At 66.5% G+C, this 17,443-nt stretch carries 13 protein-coding genes; all 13 read left to right on the top strand.

Going from position 1 to position 17,443, the window contains the following annotated elements; all coding sequences use genetic code 11:
- The 13 genes from ACSFA3_RS07950 (at position 1) to ACSFA3_RS07890 (ending at position 17,418) form a co-directional block, all read left to right on the top strand.
- Positions 1-2,529 (top strand): response regulator, encoded by a 2,529-nt coding sequence (locus ACSFA3_RS07950; RefSeq protein ID WP_435504820.1) that lies wholly within the window; start codon positions 1-3, stop codon positions 2,527-2,529.
- Positions 2,530-2,538: 9 nt separating this feature from the next.
- Positions 2,539-2,892 (top strand): hypothetical protein, encoded by a 354-nt coding sequence (locus tag ACSFA3_RS07945; RefSeq protein WP_435504819.1) that lies wholly within the window; start codon positions 2,539-2,541, stop codon positions 2,890-2,892.
- A gap of 66 nt (positions 2,893-2,958) precedes the next feature.
- Complete coding sequence (locus ACSFA3_RS07940; protein ID WP_435504818.1) at positions 2,959-4,206, top strand: TolC family protein; 1,248 nt, start codon at positions 2,959-2,961, stop codon at positions 4,204-4,206.
- Complete coding sequence (locus ACSFA3_RS07935; RefSeq protein ID WP_435504817.1) at positions 4,203-4,835, top strand: hypothetical protein; 633 nt, start codon at positions 4,203-4,205, stop codon at positions 4,833-4,835. The genes ACSFA3_RS07940 and ACSFA3_RS07935 overlap by 4 nt, the downstream gene beginning before the upstream one ends.
- Complete coding sequence (locus tag ACSFA3_RS07930; protein WP_435504816.1) at positions 4,832-5,974, top strand: efflux RND transporter periplasmic adaptor subunit; 1,143 nt, start codon at positions 4,832-4,834, stop codon at positions 5,972-5,974. Before ACSFA3_RS07935 ends, ACSFA3_RS07930 begins: the two co-directional genes overlap by 4 nt.
- Before the next feature lie 13 nt (positions 5,975-5,987).
- Positions 5,988-9,089: an efflux RND transporter permease subunit gene (locus tag ACSFA3_RS07925; RefSeq protein ID WP_435504815.1), complete on the top strand. Its 3,102-nt coding sequence runs from the start codon at positions 5,988-5,990 to the stop codon at positions 9,087-9,089.
- A 22-nt stretch (positions 9,090-9,111) separates the two neighbouring features.
- A complete protein-coding gene (locus ACSFA3_RS07920; protein WP_435504814.1) occupies positions 9,112-9,510 on the top strand; it encodes a hypothetical protein in 399 nt (132 codons plus the stop codon).
- A 7-nt stretch (positions 9,511-9,517) separates the two neighbouring features.
- Complete coding sequence (locus ACSFA3_RS07915; RefSeq protein ID WP_435504813.1) at positions 9,518-10,585, top strand: DMT family transporter; 1,068 nt, start codon at positions 9,518-9,520, stop codon at positions 10,583-10,585.
- A 122-nt stretch (positions 10,586-10,707) separates the two neighbouring features.
- Positions 10,708-11,067, top strand: coding sequence for a hypothetical protein (locus ACSFA3_RS07910; protein WP_435504812.1), 360 nt, complete (start codon positions 10,708-10,710; stop codon positions 11,065-11,067).
- Between the two features lie 94 nt (positions 11,068-11,161).
- On the top strand, positions 11,162-12,496 hold the full coding sequence (locus tag ACSFA3_RS07905) for a TolC family protein (RefSeq protein WP_435504811.1): 1,335 nt from the start codon (positions 11,162-11,164) through the stop codon (positions 12,494-12,496).
- 14 nt (positions 12,497-12,510) lie between these two features.
- Positions 12,511-13,746, top strand: a complete 1,236-nt coding sequence (locus tag ACSFA3_RS07900) for an efflux RND transporter periplasmic adaptor subunit (protein WP_435504810.1) — start codon at positions 12,511-12,513, stop codon at positions 13,744-13,746.
- A 13-nt stretch (positions 13,747-13,759) separates the two neighbouring features.
- Positions 13,760-16,975 (top strand): CusA/CzcA family heavy metal efflux RND transporter, encoded by a 3,216-nt coding sequence (locus ACSFA3_RS07895; RefSeq protein WP_435504809.1) that lies wholly within the window; start codon positions 13,760-13,762, stop codon positions 16,973-16,975.
- 122 nt (positions 16,976-17,097) lie between these two features.
- Positions 17,098-17,418 (top strand): hypothetical protein, encoded by a 321-nt coding sequence (locus tag ACSFA3_RS07890; RefSeq protein WP_435504808.1) that lies wholly within the window; start codon positions 17,098-17,100, stop codon positions 17,416-17,418.
- Positions 17,419-17,443: the final 25 nt, after the last annotated feature.

Here is a 17,443-nt window from a genome sequence, read left to right as displayed (position 1 = left end):
ATGGCTGAAGCGAACAACGGCGCGCGCACGCTGAGGGTTCTGCTGCTGGAAGATTCCAGGTTCGATGCGGAGTTGCTGACGGAAGCGTTGCGCGACATCTACCCTGCGGTCAGCATCCGGCTGGAAAGCGATGAGGCAGGCTTCGTCGACGCGTTGATGCGAGACACGCCGGACGTGATCCTGTCCGACTACGAACTGCCGGGATTCTCCGGCGAGCAGGCACTGGACCATGCGCTAGCGGTCGCGCCGCATGTTCCCTTCATCTTCGTTTCGGGTGTGATCGGCGAAGACAACGCCGTCGAGCTTCTCAAGCGCGGTGCTACCGACTATGTGGGCAAGGGGCGAATGACGCGGCTTCCCGTGGTGCTGCAACGCGCATTGCGCGAGTCGGCCGAACGGAACTCGCGCGAGAACACGGAGGGAACGCTGGTCGAAGTCCGTCAGGCCTTCTCGCGTGTCGACAGCCAACGGCTGATGCTGATCGGCCTGAGCGATCGGATCCGCGATCTGGACGATCCGGATGAAATCGCCTATGTCGCAGCCGAGATGCTGGGGCGCGAACTCAAGGTCGATCGCGCCGGCTACGGGATCGTCAACAAACTGGCGGAAACGATCGCGATCGGCCGCGACTGGTGTGCCCCGGGTGTGCCGACACTGGCCGGCACGCTGCAATTCCGCGATTACGGCTCATACGTCGAAGACCTGTCGCGCGGTATCACGGTGGCTTTTGCAGATGCGAACCACGATCCACGCACCTGCGACAACGCAGCCGCACTGGAGGCCATCAACGCGCTCGCGGTCGTCAACATGCCGCTTACCGAACATGGCGATCTTGTGGGGCTGCTCTATCTGAACCATGGGCAGTCGCGCATCTGGACCTCGGAGGAAATCGACTTCACCTGGGAAGTCGGCGACCGAATCCGCATCGCCATCGCACGTCGACAGGCCCAGGCCGATCTACAAAAGCTGGCCGCATCTCTCGAGCTGCAGGTCAGGGACCGGACATACGAGCGCGACAGGACGTGGGCTTTGAGCCAGGACCTTCTGGGCATCGTGAATCTCCAGGGGCAATTCGAGAGCGTCAACCCGGCGTGGACTACGGTGCTCGGCTGGAGCGCTTCCGAAATCTGCACCAATCAATACCTTCTGTTCGTGCATCCGGACGATCTTCAGAGGACCGAAGCAGTCGTATCGAAGTTCATGGATGGCACGGCGCTCCTGCCTTTCGAGAATCGCTACAGGACCAAGTCGGGCGATTACAGGTGGCTCTCGTGGACCGCCGTTCCGGACGGCGACCGGCTCTACACCGCAGCACGCGATGTCACACATGAAAAAGACAGGTTGAGCGAGCTGGAAGCTGCCAAGGAGCAGCTCCGGCAGAGCCAGAAGCTGGAAGCGGTGGGGCAGCTCACCGGCGGCCTTGCGCACGACTTCAACAACCTGCTGGGCGCCATCACCGGCAGTCTCGAGCTGATGCGCCGTCGAGGTCTCGAAGGCCGATTCACCGAACTCGACCGCTACATCGAGGTCGCGCAGGGTGCGGCGAAGCGAGCGGCGGCGCTGACGCACCGGTTGCTGGCGTTCTCTCGTCAGCAGACGCTGGAGCCGAAGACGGTGAATGTGAACCGGCTGGTCGGCAACATGCAGGAGCTGATCGGCCGGACGCTGGGGCCGGCGATCACCCTGGAATTCGTGGGTGCAGGGGGCCTCTGGACAGTGGAGGTCGATCCGAATCAGCTCGAAAACGCATTGCTCAATCTCTGCATCAACGCGCGCGATGCGATGCCGCAGGGTGGCAAGCTCACGATCGAAACGGCCAACCGGTGGCTCGACGACCGCACGGCGCGGCAGCGAGAACTGCAGCCTGGTCAATATGTCTCGCTTTGCGTCAGCGACAACGGCGTCGGCATGCCGCCGGAGGTCATCGCGCGTGCGTTCGATCCGTTCTTCACGACTAAGCCGATCGGCATGGGGACGGGGCTCGGGCTGTCGATGATCTATGGCTTCACGAAGCAGTCCGGCGGTCAGGTCCGCATCTACTCGGAAGTCGGCGAAGGCACGATGGTGTGCATGTACCTGCCACGTCACGGCGGCGAGGAAGACCTGCCCGACGACCATCCCGGAGTTGCCGAAGTACCCAAAGCTGAACGCGGACAGACCGTGCTGGTAGTCGACGACGAGGCCGCCTTGCGGATGCTCATCGTCGAGGTCATGCAGGAGCTGGGCTATCACACGCTGGAAGCCGGCGACGGTGCCGAAGCGCTGCGCTATCTGCAGTCCGACGAACGCATCGACCTGCTGCTGACCGACGTGGGTTTGCCGGGCGGAATGAACGGACGCCAGGTGGCCGACGCCGCAAGGGTCGCTCGCGCCGGGCTGAAAGTGCTTTTCATCACCGGCTATGCGGAGAACGCGGTGCTGAGCCATGGTCACCTCGATGTCGGCATGCATGTGCTGACCAAGCCTTTCGATCTGGGCGTACTCGCACGGCGCGTACGGGAATTGATCGAATCCGAAACGCTCGGCTAGACTTTGGCAATGCGTCGCGGACTGGTCCTTTTTCTTCTTGTCGTCTCTGCCTTCTGGCAGGTGATCGCCGTTGCGGGGCAGGCCACGGCGTTCGGCAATGCAGAAGAAAACGCTCATGCCCTGATGCACTGGCAAGAGGAGAGCCATCACCATCTCGACGACGGCGCGGTGGTCCAGGACGACTCCGACGAGTCTCTCGAGCACGTGGTCGCCGATGGCTGCGCGGGTGCCGCCGCCGTGTGGGCAACGAACTCTCTCGATCTCGCGCCCGCAGAGGCAACGCGACACTCGATGCGCGACGAGGCGACCTTGCCGTCGCCGCCGCCCGACGGCCCTCGACGGCCACCCCGACTGACAGCCTGAAAACGTCTCGGCTCACCCTGCGCTTGCGCGGGTGGGTCGCTTTTCGGTTGTCGAGTCAGGAGTCTTGTGAAACACGTTTCATGGTTCGTGGCCTGCGCGCTTGCAGGCGGCACGGTCATGGGAATCGCCGCCAATGCCATCGCGCAGCCGGCCATTTCCGATCCGCCCGGTGTATCGCTTCGTGAGGCTGTCGATACGGCCTGGCAACGCGCCGTCCAGTCGCGGGAAGTGGCGTCCCAGGCCTCGCGAGCGCAAGCCGACCGCATATCCGCTTCGAGCCTGTCGTCCGCCGCGCCCGCGTTCGAGGCCAGCCACCTGGACGACCGGGCGAATTCGAGCGCCGGGCGCAGGGAGTCCGAAGTCGGCATCGTCTGGCCCTTGTGGCTTCCCGGCCAGCGCGATGCGCGCATTGCCGCGGCGGATGCCGACCTGCGACTCGCCGACCTCGGCGCCGACGCCGCGCGCCTTCGCATCGCCGGCGCAGTGCGCGAGTCGGCATGGAAGCTGGCCTCGGCAAAGGCTGAAATCGACGCCTTCCAGATGCAGCAGCGCTATCTGCGTGGCATCGCCGACGATGTGCAGCGCCGTGTCGCGGCAGGCGACCTGGCGCGCGCCGACGCGCTCGCAGCCCGGGCCGAACTGCTGGAAGCCGAATCCGCAGAGCGCGAAGCCGTGCGGCAGCTTCAGGCGCTGCAGATCCAGTGGCGGGCGCTGACCGGGCTGGCGGCGATGCCGGTCGTCGCGCTGCCTGCGGATGTGGCCGACCTCGCGGTTCCGATGGCCGGCGATCATCCCGAACTGCGTGTCGCGGTACAGGCGGTGGAGCGCGCGCGCAAGCGGGTCGATGTGGTGAACCGCTCCCGTCGCGATCCGCCCGAGCTGTCCGTGAAGTACCGCCAGGAGGCGCCCGGCCTGGGTGCCGGAACGCAGCGCGGCATCGGCGTCGGCATCCGGATTCCTTTCGGCACCGACGGACGCAATGCGCCGTTGCAGGCAGCCGCAGCCGGCGACCTGGACATCGCGGACATCGGAGAGCAGCGAATGCGCGACCGGCTCGATGCCGACCTGCTGACCGCGCGCGGCGCCGTGGAAAACGGCGCCCGGCAACTCGAAGCGATCCGCACCCGCGCAGCCGTTCTGCGCGAACGTGCCCAGCTCATCGACCTGTCGTTCAAGGCCGGCGAAACGCCGCTGCCCGAACTGCTGCGCGCCGCCAATGCCGCAGCGCAGGCCGACGCCGCCTTCGCCCGACAGCAGGCCGCGCTTGGCCTCGCCCACGCCCAACTCCAACAAGCTTCAGGACGCCTTCCATGAACCGCTTCTCGATCCATTTTTTCCAGCGCCTATGCGCACTTCCCATGCTGATGCTGCTCTGCATCGTCGCGCTGGCCGCACCGGGTGCGCACGGCCCCAATGGCGAGCATCTCGACGCGCCGGCACAACAGACCGCTGCAGCCGGCGGCAACACACCGCGCTTCGAGACCAAGTCCGAGACTTTCGAGCTGGTCGGTACCCTGCGCGGAGACGAACTCTCGATGCTCGTCAACCGCTTCGAAACCAGCGAGCCGGTGCTCGATGCGAAGGTCGAGGTCGAGTCCGGCGACATGAAGGCCGTCGCCAGGTTCCATGCGGACTTCGGCGATTATTCGGTGGACGACGCCGCTTTCCTGAAAGCGATGAAGGCGCCCGGCGAACACGCGCTGGTGATCACGGTGGTGGCAGGTGCCGAAAGCGATCTGCTCGACGGCACGCTGCGGGTCGGTGGCGGGCAAGCGGCAGGTCAGGTCGATGCACACGGTCATGCGCATGAAGACGGTCGCTACTTCGGACTGTCGATCGGTGCCTGGATGGCCATCGTGCTGGTCGTTCTCGGCGGCCTGGGCTGGGCGGTCTTCCGCAATGCAAAGCCGGCGAACGCCGTCGTTATCGGAGCCGCACGATGAAATCGAACAGCTACTTACTCGCAGCGCTCTGCTTCGTCGCATCGCTCGATACCACTGCCGCGCCCGGTGCGCACGGACCCAACGGCGAGCATCTGGAGGCTCCCGCGAGCGCAGGTGCATCCGGTGTATCCGGCGTATCCGGGCTGGCCCGCTTGCCCGATGGCAGCGTACAGATGCCGATGCTGGCGCAGCGCCGTATGGCCATCCGCACCCTCATCGCGACCGAAACCGAGGCTGCCGACACCGTCGAACTGTCGGGTCGCATCGTAATGGATCCGAACGCGGGCGGTCGGGTGCAGGCGGTGCATGGCGGGCGCATCGAGCCGGGTCCGCGCGGCCTGCCGGTCGCCGGCCAGACGGTGCGTCGCGGCGACGTGCTGGCCTACGTCAGGCACCATGCCGAACCGTATGCGGTGGCAGCGCAGCAGGCGTTGCTGGCCGAACTGCGCGGGAACCGCGAGATCGCGGCGCAACGCGTCTCGCGCCTGCAATCGCTCGAAGGCACGGTGCCGCGCAAGGACATCGAAGCCGCGCGCTCGGAGCTGCAGAGCCTGACGTCGCGCGAGCGCAGCATCGGCGCCAGCCTGGGGTCGCGCGAAGCATTGTTGGCGCCGGTGTCGGGCGTGATCGCGAAGGCCGACATCGTCTCGGGCCAGGTCGTCGAAGCACGCGACGTGCTGTACGAGGTGGTCGATCCGGCGCGGGTACTGGTCGAGGCGACGGCGGCCGATGCCGCGCTGCCGGCCCAGATCGGCGCCGCGCAACTCCAGGGCATCGACGGCGTCACGCTGCAGCTCCTGGGCGCCGCCCGCAGCCTGCGCGACGGCATGCTGCCGATGACCTTCAAGGCGCAGTCGGACAAGCCCGGCATGGCGCTTCCGCTCGCCATCGGCCAGCCGGTGACGGTGCTGGCTTCGCTCAGCCAGCGCACGAAGGGCTATGTACTGCCGGCGCAGTCGGTGGTGCGTAACGGTGCCAACGAACCGATCGTCTGGATCAAGGCCGGCGCCGAGCGTTACATACCGCAGCCCGTCAGGTTCCGCGCGCTCGATGCGGCGACGGTGGTGGTGACGCAAGGCCTGGGCGCGGACAACCGCGTGGTGGTTCAGGGCGCTTCGCTGATCGCGCAGATCCGCTGACCGGACACGCACCATGTTCAACTGGATCGTCAAGAAAAGCCTGCACAACAGGCTTTTCGTGCTGGCCTTCGCCGCACTGCTGCTGGTGTACGGCGCGTTCACCGCGCTGCGTGCGCCGGTCGATGTGTTCCCCGACCTCAACAAGCCGCTCATCACCGTGCTCACCGAAGCCGGCGGCATGGCACCCGAAGAGGTCGAGCAGCTCGTCACCTTCCCTTTGGAAACGGCGCTCAACGGCATGCCCGGCGTGACGCGCGTGCGCTCGACCTCCGGCGTCGGCCTTTCCATCGTCTATGCCGAGTTCGACTGGGGCACCGACATCTACCGCAACCGGCAGCTCGTGGCCGAGCGGCTGACCGTGATCGGTCCGCAACTCCCTGGCGGCATCGTGCCGGTGATGGGGCCGGTGTCTTCGATCATGGGCGAGGTGATGCTGATCGCGCTGCCGCTCGCGGGCGCCGACCCGATGCAGGCGCGCGAGTACGCGGACTTCGTGCTGCGTCCGCGGCTGCTGTCGATCGGCGGCGTGTCGCAGGTGATTCCGATCGGCGGCGACGTGCGGCAGCTGCGCGTGGAGCCCGACACCGCGCGCATGGCGCAGTTCGGCGTTTCGCTCACGCAGGTCGAACAGGCGCTGCGCGGCTTCGCGAGCAATGCGGGCGGCGGTTTCATCGATCTCAACAGCCGCGAGTTCCTGATCCGGCATCTGGGCCGCACCAACCGCATCGAAGACCTGCAGGGCATCGCTGTCGCCTGGAAGGACGGGCGCGCGGTGCTGCTGGAGCAGGTCGCGAACGTGCGTTTCGCGGCGGCCATGAAGCGCGGCGATGCGGGCTACAACGGTGCGCCGGCAGTCATCCTGAGTGTGCAGAAGCAGCCGTCTGCCGACACCGTGAAGCTGACCCGCACCATCGAGGCCGCGCTGTCGGAACTCAGGTCCGGCCTGCCGGCAGGGTTGGCCGAACCCAGGGTGCTGTTCCGCCAGGCCGACTTCATCGAGGCTTCGATCGGCAACGTGAGCGAGGCGCTGCGCGACGGTGCGATCATGGTCGCTATCGTGCTGTTCGCTTTCCTGCTGTCGGCGCGCACCACGCTGATCTCGCTGATCGCGATTCCGCTGTCGCTCGCCGTGACGGCGCTGATGTTCAAGTTGCTGGGCCAGTCGATCAACGTGATGACGCTCGGCGGGCTGGCCATCGCCATCGGCGAGCTGGTCGACGATGCGGTGGTCGACGTGGAGAACATCCTGCGCCGGCTCAGGCAGAACCGCGCGGCCGCACAGCCGCTACCCGCGCTCGCAGTGGTGCGACAGGCCAGCGTGGAAGTGCGATCGGGCATCGTCTACGCGACGGCCATCGTGGTGCTGGTCTTCATCCCGCTGTTCGCCTTGCCGGGCATCGAGGGGCGGCTGTTCTCGCCGCTGGGCATCGCGTACATCGTGTCGATCCTTGCGTCGATGTTCGTGTCGATGACGGTCACGCCGGTGCTGTGCAGCTACCTGCTGCCGAACATGAAGCGGCTCGAACATGGCGACAGCCTGCTGGTGCGTCGTCTCAAGCAGTGGGACGAGAAAGTGCTGGGCTGGTCGTTCGCACGCGCGAAGCTGCTGATCGCCGTCGCGGCGCTGGCGGTCGCGGCTGCAGCGGCCAGCGTGCCGTTCTTTCCGCGCGCCTTCCTGCCGGCGTTCAACGAAGGCTCGCTGGTGCTGGGCATGGTCTTCAATCCCGGCACGGCGCTGGCCGAGGCCAACCGCATGGGTTCGCTGGCCGAGACGCTGATCGCCGAGGTGCCGGAGGTGACGCAGGTCGGTCGGCGCACCGGGCGTGCGGAGCTCGACGAGCATGCCGAAGGCGTGCATTCCGCCGAGATCGACGTCGACCTGAAGCGCTCCGGCCGCGACCGCGAAACCATCACCGCCGACATCCGTGCGCGGCTTTCGGTGCTGCCGGCGCAGGTCGCCATCGGCCAGCCGATCTCGCATCGGCTGGACCATCTGCTCTCCGGCGTGCGCGCGCAGATCGCGCTGAAGATCTTCGGAGAGGACACCGACACGCTGCGCGGTCTGGGCGAGCAGATGCGCCAGGGGCTTTCGGGTATTCCGGGCCTGGTCGACCTGACGGTGGAGAAGCAGGTGCTGATCCCGCAGATCACGGTGCGCATCGACCAGCGCAAGCTCACGCAGACCGGCCTGTCGCCGGGCGAGGCGGTGCGCGTTCTTCAGGCGCTGACGGACGGCGCGCACGGCGCGGACATCGTCGACGGCCTGCGCCGCTACGAGCTGGTGCTGCGCCTGCCCGACAACCGCCGCAGCCCGCACGATCTGGCGGCGACGCTGGTCGATACGCCGGCCGGACGGCTGCCGGTCTCCAGCTTCGCGACCGTGCAGGAGACCGACGGCCCGAACCAGATCGGGCGCGAGAACGGCCGGCGGCGCATCGTGGTCTATGCCAACACCGACGGATCGGACATGGGCCGCGTTGTCGGCGACATCCGTGCTGCGATCGCAAGGACGGCCTTGCCGACCGGCACCTTCATCAGCCTCGAAGGCCAGTTCCAGGCGCAGGAGCAGGCGATGAACCTGATCGTCGGACTGTCGCTGGTGTCGCTGGGCCTGATCTTCCTGGTGCTGTACGCGCGCTACAAGTCGACCGTGCTGGCCGCAATCGTCATGGCGAACATTCCGCTCGCGCTGATCGGCAGCGTGGTGGCGATGTGGATCGCGGACGTGAGCCTGTCGGTGGCATCGATGGTCGGGTTCATCACGCTGGCCGGCATCTCGACACGCAACGGCATCCTCAAGGTGAGCCACTACATCAACCTGTGCAGGTTCGAGGGCGAGACCTTCAGCCGGTCGATGATCGTGCGCGGTTCGCTGGAGCGGCTCACGCCTGTCCTCATGACCGCGCTGGTCGCGGCGTTCGCGCTCACGCCGCTGCTGCTGGCGGCCGATGCGCCGGGCAAGGAAATCCTGCATCCGGTGGCGGTCGTGATCTTCGGCGGGCTCGTCAGCTCGACGCTGCTGGACACGCTGCTGACGCCGGTCGTCTACTGGCTCTTCGGCCGCAAGGCGACGCAGCGGCTGCTGGATGCGAACGCCGAAGGCGAAACTTTCTAATCAACCCAAGGAAATCGACATCATGAAAATCGCATCCATCAAGACATCGTTCAAGTCCCTTTCCGTAGCCGCGCTGCTCTGCGCCTCGGTCCTGGTGCCGACCGCGACCTTCGCGCACGGCGCGGCACCGGCCAGGCACGGCGGCATCGTGCAGAGCGCGAACGACATGACCTATGAGCTGGTCGCGGCTGCGGACGGCGCCGTCGTCTATGTGGTCGACCATGAGAAAGACCACGACGCCGCGAAGATGACCGGAAAGCTCACCGTTCTCAACGGCGCCGACAAGGCCGAAGCCGAACTCAAACCCGCCGGCGGCAACAAGCTCGAAGCCAAGGGCGTGAAGCTCGGCAAGGGCGCGAAAGCGGTGGCGGTGCTGACCGAAGGCGGCAAGACCACCACGGTCCGCTTCACCGTCAAGTAGGCGCATCGTGGCGAACGGGCACTTTTCGCGTCCCGCCGTACGGGGCGGCTTGCTGGCGCTGCTGGCAGCCGGACTGTTCGGCGTCAGCACGCCGCTGGTCCAGCATTTCGGGAAGGGGCTGGGTGCGTTCTCGACAGCGGCACTTCTCTATGCCGGTGCTGCGCTGGTCGGGCTGCTTTCCCGGCAACGCGTCGAGCGCGAGGCGCGGCTGCTGCGCGGCGACTTTCCGCGTCTGTTGTCGATGGCGGCTTTCGGCGCGGTGCTCGGTCCAGTGGCATTGGCATGGGGACTGCAGCACACCAGCGGCACCAGCGCATCGCTGATGCTCACGCTGGAGGCGCTCTTCACGGCCGTTCTGGCACGGTTGCTCTATCAGGAGACGATGGACCGGCGCGTCTGGGTGGCGATGCTGCTCCTGCTGGCCGGCGGCGTGGCGCTGGTGCTGGACCAGGGCCGCAGCGGCGGCACCCAGCTCTGGGGCATGCTCGCCGTGCTGGTCGCGACGGCCGCGTGGGGCACCGACAACACGCTGTCGCGCGCGCTCGCCGAACGAGATCCCGGGCAGGTCGTGCTGGGCAAGGCTGCCATCGGCGCGGCAGCGACTGCGGTGCTGGCGCTGCTGTTCGGCGAGCCGTTGCCTTCTTTGACGGTTGCTGTCGTGCTGTTCGCGGTCGGCGCGAGCGGCTACGGATTGAGCCTGCGTTTCTATCTGCTCGCGCAGCGTGCTTTCGGCGCGGCGCGAACGGGCTCCGTGTTCGCCTTCGCGCCGTTCATCGGCGCCGCCTTCGCGATCGCGCTGGGCGACCGGAGCGGCACCTGGATCATGGCCGTCGGCGGTCTGCTGATGATGCTCGGCGTGGCGCTGCACCTGATGGAATCGCATGGTCATGCGCACGATCACGAAGCGCTGGCGCACGAGCATGCGCACAGCCACGACGACGGCCATCACGACCATACGCATGAAGCCGCAGCGGATGGCGCCTTTGCGGGATCGCACAGCCATCCGCATGTGCATGAGCCGGGGCGGCATGCGCATCCTCACGTGCCGGATGCACATCACCGGCACGCGCACTGACCGGAGCGTCGTTCGGATTACACGAATGTAATGTTCGCGCAGCCCGATCGACACGCTTTGACTTTAGGATCGCGTCTAGCCTTCTCCTCATTCTCGATGACCGTCGCCCGATTTCTTCGCCCTTGATCCGCTTTCTTCTCATCGTCCTCATGTTCGCCTTGCCGGCCCAGTTCGTCTGGGCTGCGGCAGCGGGCTACTGCGCGCACGAGAGCGATCCGGTGTCTTTCCATGTCGGCCATCACGTGCACGAGCACCGGGCCTCGCCAGATGACGCAGACCGGACGGAAGCTGCCAAAAGTCCGGTGACGCAGGCACATACCGATTGCAGCTACTGCCATGCGGTCGTTGCGCAATTCGCGTCGCCGCAGCCTTCGACCACCGGGCCTCCGCCCCCGCACATCTTCGAATCGTCGGACACGAACTTCCTCGGCACGGGCGCCGAGGACAGCATCGAACGCCCGAAATGGACACGCGCCAGCTGACCCGGCGCGTCCGTCTTTCACTACAGATCATTTGCAGCTGATGTCCTGACGACCGCGCCGGATTTCTTGTCTCGTTCCATGACTGGAGAATTCGATGTGCAGGTTATTCGTGCCGCTCGCGCTCGCGCTGACGTCACTCGCGGGCGCCGATGCGCTCGCTCAGACAGATGAAGGCAGCCGTCGCGCTGCCGCTCCTTCCGTTGCAGCAACGGCAATAGCAACGTCCCCGGCTGCGGCCCAGGCCGCGCCGCCGCTGACGCTCGCCGCGGCGATCCGCACCGCGCTGGAAAGCAACCCGACGCTGTCTGCTGCCCGGCGCGAGATCGAGGCTACCGAGGGCGCCCGGATGCAGGCTGGCGTGTTCCAGAACCCGACGCTCAGTGCCCAGATCGAGGATACGAAGCGAGACACGCGCACATCCACCGTGCTGCTGAGCCAGCCGGTCGAACTCGGCGGCAAGCGCGGCGCGCGCATCGATGCGGCCGAACGCGGCATCGACGTCGCGCGTGTCCAGCTCGAGGCACGGTCCGCTGAATTGCGCGCCGATGTCACGGCGGCCTTCTTCGCGGCGCTGATCGCGCAGGAGCGGGTGCATCTCGCGCAGCGCTCGCTGGAGCTTGCCGGCAGGGGCAGCCTTGCGGCATCGAACCGTGTGCGTGCGGGCAAGGTGTCGCCGATCGAGGAGACCAAGGCGAAGGTGGCGGAGGCGGGCGTCCGGCTGGAGCTCATCCAGGCGCAGGGCGAACTTCGGACCGGCCTGATGCAGCTGCAGTCGCTGATGGCACGGCCGATGATGGGTCAGGCGCTGGACGGCAATGCCGTGGCCATGCCGCCAGCCGTCCCCGCCGAGACGATGGAAGCGCGACTGCGCGATGCGCCGTCGATGCGGCAGGCCCGGCTGGAGGTACGGCGCTTCGCTGCGCTGGCCGAACTCGAACGCGCCAAGCGCCTGCCGGACATCACGCTGACGGCCGGCGGCATGCGCGACCAGCAACTGGGACGTAACCAGGCGGTGATCGGCGTATCGATTCCGCTGCCGATCTTCGATACCAATCGCGGCAACGTCGTCGAGGCGCTGCGCCGCCAGGACAAGGCCGAGGACGATGCGCTCGCACTCGAACTGCGCCTGCGTGCCGACGCCGGTGCCACGCGCCAGCGTCACGACACCGCGCTGGCCGAGGTCGACGTGCTGCAGAAGGAAATCCTTCCCGGCGCGCAGGCCGCATTCGACGCCGCCACCACGGGTTTCGAATTCGGCAAGTTCGCCTATCTCGACGTGCTGGACGCACAGCGCACCTTGCTGCTGGCGCGCTCGCAATACCTGCGCGCGCTGGCCGAGGTTCATCGCGCCGCCACCGATCTCGACCGCCTGCTCGGCAGCCCGTCGCCAGCATCGCCACCAACATCGCCACCAACTTCGACACCGTGAGAAGGACCATCGCCATGGCCAACCGTTCCAGACAAACCATCGTCATCGCCTGTCTGCTCGTCTTCGGCGTCGTTGCCGGCGCGCTGATACTTCGCGGCGGACCGACACAGAAATCCGCCGACGCTCACATCGAGCACGGCGAGGAAACGCGCGCCGAGGAGGGCCACAAGGAGGAAGCGCACAAGGAAGAGACGCACAAGGGAGAGCCCGCCCAGGAGGGCAAGGTCGCACTGACCGATGCGCAGATCGCGGCGTCCGGCATCGCGCTGGACACCAGCGGACCGGCGACCGTCCGCACGACGCTGCAGTTCCCCGGCGAGATCCGCTTCGACGAAGACCGCACCGCGCACATCGTGCCGCGCGCAGCGGGCGTGGTCGAGAGCGTGAGCGCCAATCTGGGTCAGCAGGTCAGGCGCGGCCAGGTGCTGGCCGTGATCTCCAGCGCGACGGTGTCCGAGACGCGCGCCGAACTGCAGGGCGCGCAGCGGCGCCGCGAACTGGCGAAGACCACCTACGAGCGCGAGAAGACGCTGTGGGAGCAGAAGATTTCTCCCCAGCAGGACGTGCTGCAGGCCCAGCAGGCACTGCGCGAAGCCGAGATTTCGGTGGCGAACGCGACGCAGAAGCTGCTGACGCTCGGCGCGTCCACCGGCAGCGCTTCGCTTGGCCGGCTGGAGTTGCGCGCACCCTTCGACGGCATCGTGTTCGAGAAGCACATCGCGCTCGGCGAGTCGGTGAAGGAAGACGCGAGCGTCTTCACGGTGTCGGACCTGTCGAAGGTCTGGGCCGAGATGAACATCCCCGCGCGCGAGCTGTCGCAGGTGCGTGTCGGCGAGCGCGTGATCGTGCGCGCCGGCGCATCGGATGCGACGGCTGATGGCACCATCTCCTATGTCGGTGCGCTGCTCGGCGAGCAGACCCGCACCGCGCGAGCCCGCGTCGTGCTGCCCAACCCGCAGGGCGCCTGGCGGCCGGGGCTGTTCGTCACGGTCGAAGTGCTGTCGAAGGAGGCCGGCACGCCGGTACCGGTCACCGTCGCATCGTCCGCGCTGCAGACGTTCGAAGGCAAACCGGCCGTCTTCCTCAAGGTCGATGGCGGCTTCATTCCGCAGGCGGTCACGGTGGGTCGGAACGACGGCCAGCGCGCGGAGATCCTGAGCGGCCTGAAGCCCGGTGCCAGCCATGCGGCGGCCGGCAGTTTCGTCGTCAAGTCGGAGCAGGGCAAGAGCTCCGCGACGCACACCCACTGAGGCGGAAGCACGCATGTTCGAACGCATCATCCGCTTCGCCATCGAGCAACGGTGGCTGGTCATGCTGGCCGTCTTCGCGATGGCCGGACTCGGCGTCTACAGCTACCAGAAGCTGTCCATCGACGCCGTACCCGACATCACCAACGTCCAGGTGCAGATCAACACCGGCGCGCCCGGCTACTCGCCGCTCGAGACAGAGCAGCGCGTCACCTTTCCGATCGAGACCGTGATGTCGGGCCTGCCCGGCCTGCTGCAGACGCGCTCGCTGTCGCGCTACGGCCTGTCGCAGGTGACGGTGGTCTTCAAGGACGGCACCGACGTCTACTTCGCGCGGCAACTGGTCAACGAGCGCCTGCAATCGGCACGCGGCGGACTGCCGGCCGGAATCGAACCGATGGTGGGGCCGATCTCGACCGGGCTCGGCGAGATATATCTCTGGACGGTGGAAGCCAGGGATGGTGCGAAGAAGCCCGACGGCACGGCCTACACATCGACCGACCTGCGCGAGATACAGGACTGGATCATCAAGCCGCAGTTGCGCAACGTGGCTGGCGTGACCGAGATCAACTCGATCGGCGGCTACGAGAAGCAGTTCCATGTCGCGCCCGATCCCGAGAAGCTGTCCGCCTACGGCCTCTCGATGGCAGACGTGGTCAAGGCGCTCGAACTCAACAACAGCAACGTCGGCGCCGGCTATATCGAGCGGCGCGGCGAGCAGTACCTGATCCGCGCGCCGGGCCAGCTGCGCGGTCTCGGCGACCTGCGCAACGTCGTGCTGTCGAACAGCGGCGGCACGCCGGTACGCGTGCGCGACGTGGCAACGGTCGAGATCGGCAAGGAACTGCGAACCGGTGCCGCGACCGACAACGGCCGCGAGGTGGTGCTCGGCACGGTTTTCATGCTGATCGGCGAAAACAGCCGCATCGTCTCTCAGGCGGTCGCGAAGAAGATGGAAGAGATCAACCGCACGCTGCCGAAAGGCGTCGAGGCGATCACCGTATACGACCGCACGGTGCTGGTCGACAAGGCCATCGCCACGGTCAAGAAGAACCTGTTCGAAGGCGCTGTGCTGGTCATCGCGGTGCTGTTCCTGTTTCTCGGCAACCTGCGCGCGGCGCTGATCACCGCGCTGGTGATTCCGCTGTCGATGCTGTTCACCTTTACCGGCATGGTCAACCAGAAAGTGAGCGCCAACCTGATGAGTCTCGGCGCACTCGACTTCGGGATCATCGTGGACGGCGCGGTCGTGATCGTCGAGAACTGCGTGCGACGACTGGCTCATGCGCAGGCACATCACGGGCGGGCGCTGACGCGCAAGGAGCGCTTCCATGAAGTGTTCGCCGCTTCGCAAGAGGCGCGCCGGCCGCTGCTGTTCGGGCAGCTCATCATCATGATCGTGTACCTGCCGATCTTCGCGCTCACTGGCGTCGAGGGAAAGATGTTCCACCCGATGGCGCTCACGGTCGTGATCGCCTTGCTGGGCGCGATGATCCTGTCTATCACCTTCATCCCTGCGGCGGTGGCCCTGTTCATCGGCAACAAGGTGGCGGAGAAGGAGAACCGGCTGATGGTCTGGGCCAAGCGCGCCTATGCGCCTTTGCTCGAACGCGTGCTGGCGGCCAAGGCCGTGGTTCTCACCGTCGCGGGCATCGCTGTCGTGTTGTCGGGACTGCTCGCGACGAAGCTGGGCAGCGAGTTCATACCTAACCTGAACGAAGGCGACTTCGCGGTGCAGGCGTTGCGCATTCCGGGAACCAGCCTCACACAGTCGGTGGAGATGCAGCAGCAGATCGAGCGCACGCTGAAGGCGAAATTCCCGGAGATCCTGCGTGTCTTCGCGCGCACCGGCACGGCGGAGATCGCGTCCGACCCGATGCCGCCGAACATCTCCGACGCCTACGTGATGCTCAGGCCGGAGAGCGACTGGCCCGAGCCGAAGCGTTCGAGGCAAGTGCTGATGGAAGCCGTGCAGGCAGAGGTCGCGCAGATTCCCGGCAACAACTACGAGTTCTCGCAGCCGATCCAGCTGCGCTTCAACGAACTGGTGTCGGGCGTGCGTGCCGACGTCGCGGTGAAGGTGTTCGGCGACGACATGAACGTGCTCGAAGCGACCGCGCGCGACATCGAGCGCGTGCTGAAGTCCATCGACGGCGCGGCCGAGGTCAACGTCGAGCAGACCACCGGCCTGCCGATGCTGACGCTCAACATCGACCGAGAAAAGACCACGCGCTACGGCATCAACATCGCGGATGTGCAGAACACCATCGCCACGGCCGTCGGCGGTCGCGATGCGGGAACATTGTTCGAAGGCGACAGGCGTTTCGACATCGTCGTGCGCCTGCCCGAGAACCTGCGCGGCGACATGGAAGCCATCCGGCGATTGCCCATCGCGCTGCCGCCCGCGACGACAGCCAGCGGCGGTTCGAGAGTCAACTTCATACCGCTGTCGGAAGTCGCGACGCTGGAGATCGCGCCGGGTCCGAACCAGGTCAGCCGCGAAGACGGCAAACGGCGCATCGTGGTCAGCGCCAACGTGCGCGGGCGCGATCTCGGCTCCTTCGTGACCGAAGCCGCCGCCGCGCTCGACAGCCAGGTCAAGGTGCCGACCGGCTACTGGACGACATGGGGCGGCCAGTACCAGAACCTGCAGTCGGCAACGCAGCGCCTGCAGATCGTGGTGCCGGTCGCGCTGCTGCTGGTCTTCACGCTGCTGTTCGCGATGTTCAGCAACCTGAAGGACGGGCTGATCGTCTTCACCGGCATTCCGTTCGCGCTCACCGGCGGCATCCTGGCGCTGTGGCTACGGGACATTCCGCTGTCGATCACGGCGGCGGTCGGCTTCATCGCGCTGTCCGGCGTGGCGGTGCTGAACGGCCTGGTGATGATCGCGTTCATCCGCAACCTGCGCGACGGCGGCGCGTCGCTGGACGACGCCATCCGCGAAGGCGCGCTCACGCGATTGCGGCCGGTGCTGATGACCGCCCTGGTGGCATCGCTCGGCTTCGTGCCGATGGCGATCGCGACCGGCACGGGGGCGGAGGTGCAGCGTCCGCTGGCGACGGTCGTGATCGGCGGCATCCTGTCGTCGACGGCGCTCACGCTGCTGGTGCTGCCTGTGCTCTACCGGCTCGCGCATCGCCGCGAGGAAGAAGAGGAAGAGGACGAACAGGCACTGATCGGTGAGAAATCAAACGGCGCAGCACTTGAGCCGCAGCCACGGGCAGTGTGACTTCAACGATTACAGAACGGTAATTTGGCGGTATGGAATCTGATGGTTGGGCTTTTTAAAGTTGCTTTACGCCACCGAAAGATGGTGTTTAGTTCTCAGCCACCAACCTTGAAAGACATCAGATGAACGCCGTCGACATCCGCCTCTGCCTCGTTTCCCTCGCCCTGTCCGCTGCCGCTGTTCCGGCACTGGCGAGCAACTACACCGAAGCCGATTCGCGCCCGATCGCTCGCGTCGGCGAGCTGTCGCGCACGGCAGTCGATGCCGAAGCGCGCGCATGGACCCGCTCGGCGGCACCGAACGGCTATGTCGGCAGCAGCCGCCAGGCCGCGGTGCCGGTGGTCGCGAAGTCGCGCGCCGAAGTCGTTGCCGACACGTCGAGCTGGGTGCGTTCCGGCCGGGCCATGATCGAGCACAGGCAGGTCGGCACGGTCGTGCGCTGATGCGCTTTCGACACAGCCCGATCTA

This window comes from Variovorax glucosi (assembly GCF_051216695.1).
In the GTDB taxonomy this organism is placed as follows: Bacteria; Pseudomonadota; Gammaproteobacteria; order Burkholderiales; family Burkholderiaceae_C; genus Variovorax.
The sequence above is the reverse complement of the archived record's forward strand: the minus strand, read 5'-3'. Positions and strand labels throughout refer to the sequence as shown.

What these genes read in the sequence shown, in the direction of transcription:
- ACSFA3_RS07945 (WP_435504819.1), top strand. Translation starts at nt 2,539, where the DNA reads ATGCGTCGCGGACTGGTCCTTTTTCTTCTTGTCGTCTCTGCCTTCTGG.
- ACSFA3_RS07895 (WP_435504809.1), top strand. Translation starts at nt 13,760, where the DNA reads ATGTTCGAACGCATCATCCGCTTCGCCATCGAGCAACGGTGGCTGGTC.
- ACSFA3_RS07925 (WP_435504815.1), top strand. Translation starts at nt 5,988, where the DNA reads ATGTTCAACTGGATCGTCAAGAAAAGCCTGCACAACAGGCTTTTCGTG.
- ACSFA3_RS07930 (WP_435504816.1), top strand. Translation starts at nt 4,832, where the DNA reads ATGAAATCGAACAGCTACTTACTCGCAGCGCTCTGCTTCGTCGCATCG.
- ACSFA3_RS07900 (WP_435504810.1), top strand. Translation starts at nt 12,511, where the DNA reads ATGGCCAACCGTTCCAGACAAACCATCGTCATCGCCTGTCTGCTCGTC.
- ACSFA3_RS07935 (WP_435504817.1), top strand. Translation starts at nt 4,203, where the DNA reads ATGAACCGCTTCTCGATCCATTTTTTCCAGCGCCTATGCGCACTTCCC.
- ACSFA3_RS07920 (WP_435504814.1), top strand. Translation starts at nt 9,112, where the DNA reads ATGAAAATCGCATCCATCAAGACATCGTTCAAGTCCCTTTCCGTAGCC.
- ACSFA3_RS07950 (WP_435504820.1), top strand. Translation starts at nt 1, where the DNA reads ATGGCTGAAGCGAACAACGGCGCGCGCACGCTGAGGGTTCTGCTGCTG.
- ACSFA3_RS07890 (WP_435504808.1), top strand. Translation starts at nt 17,098, where the DNA reads ATGAACGCCGTCGACATCCGCCTCTGCCTCGTTTCCCTCGCCCTGTCC.
- ACSFA3_RS07905 (WP_435504811.1), top strand. Translation starts at nt 11,162, where the DNA reads ATGTGCAGGTTATTCGTGCCGCTCGCGCTCGCGCTGACGTCACTCGCG.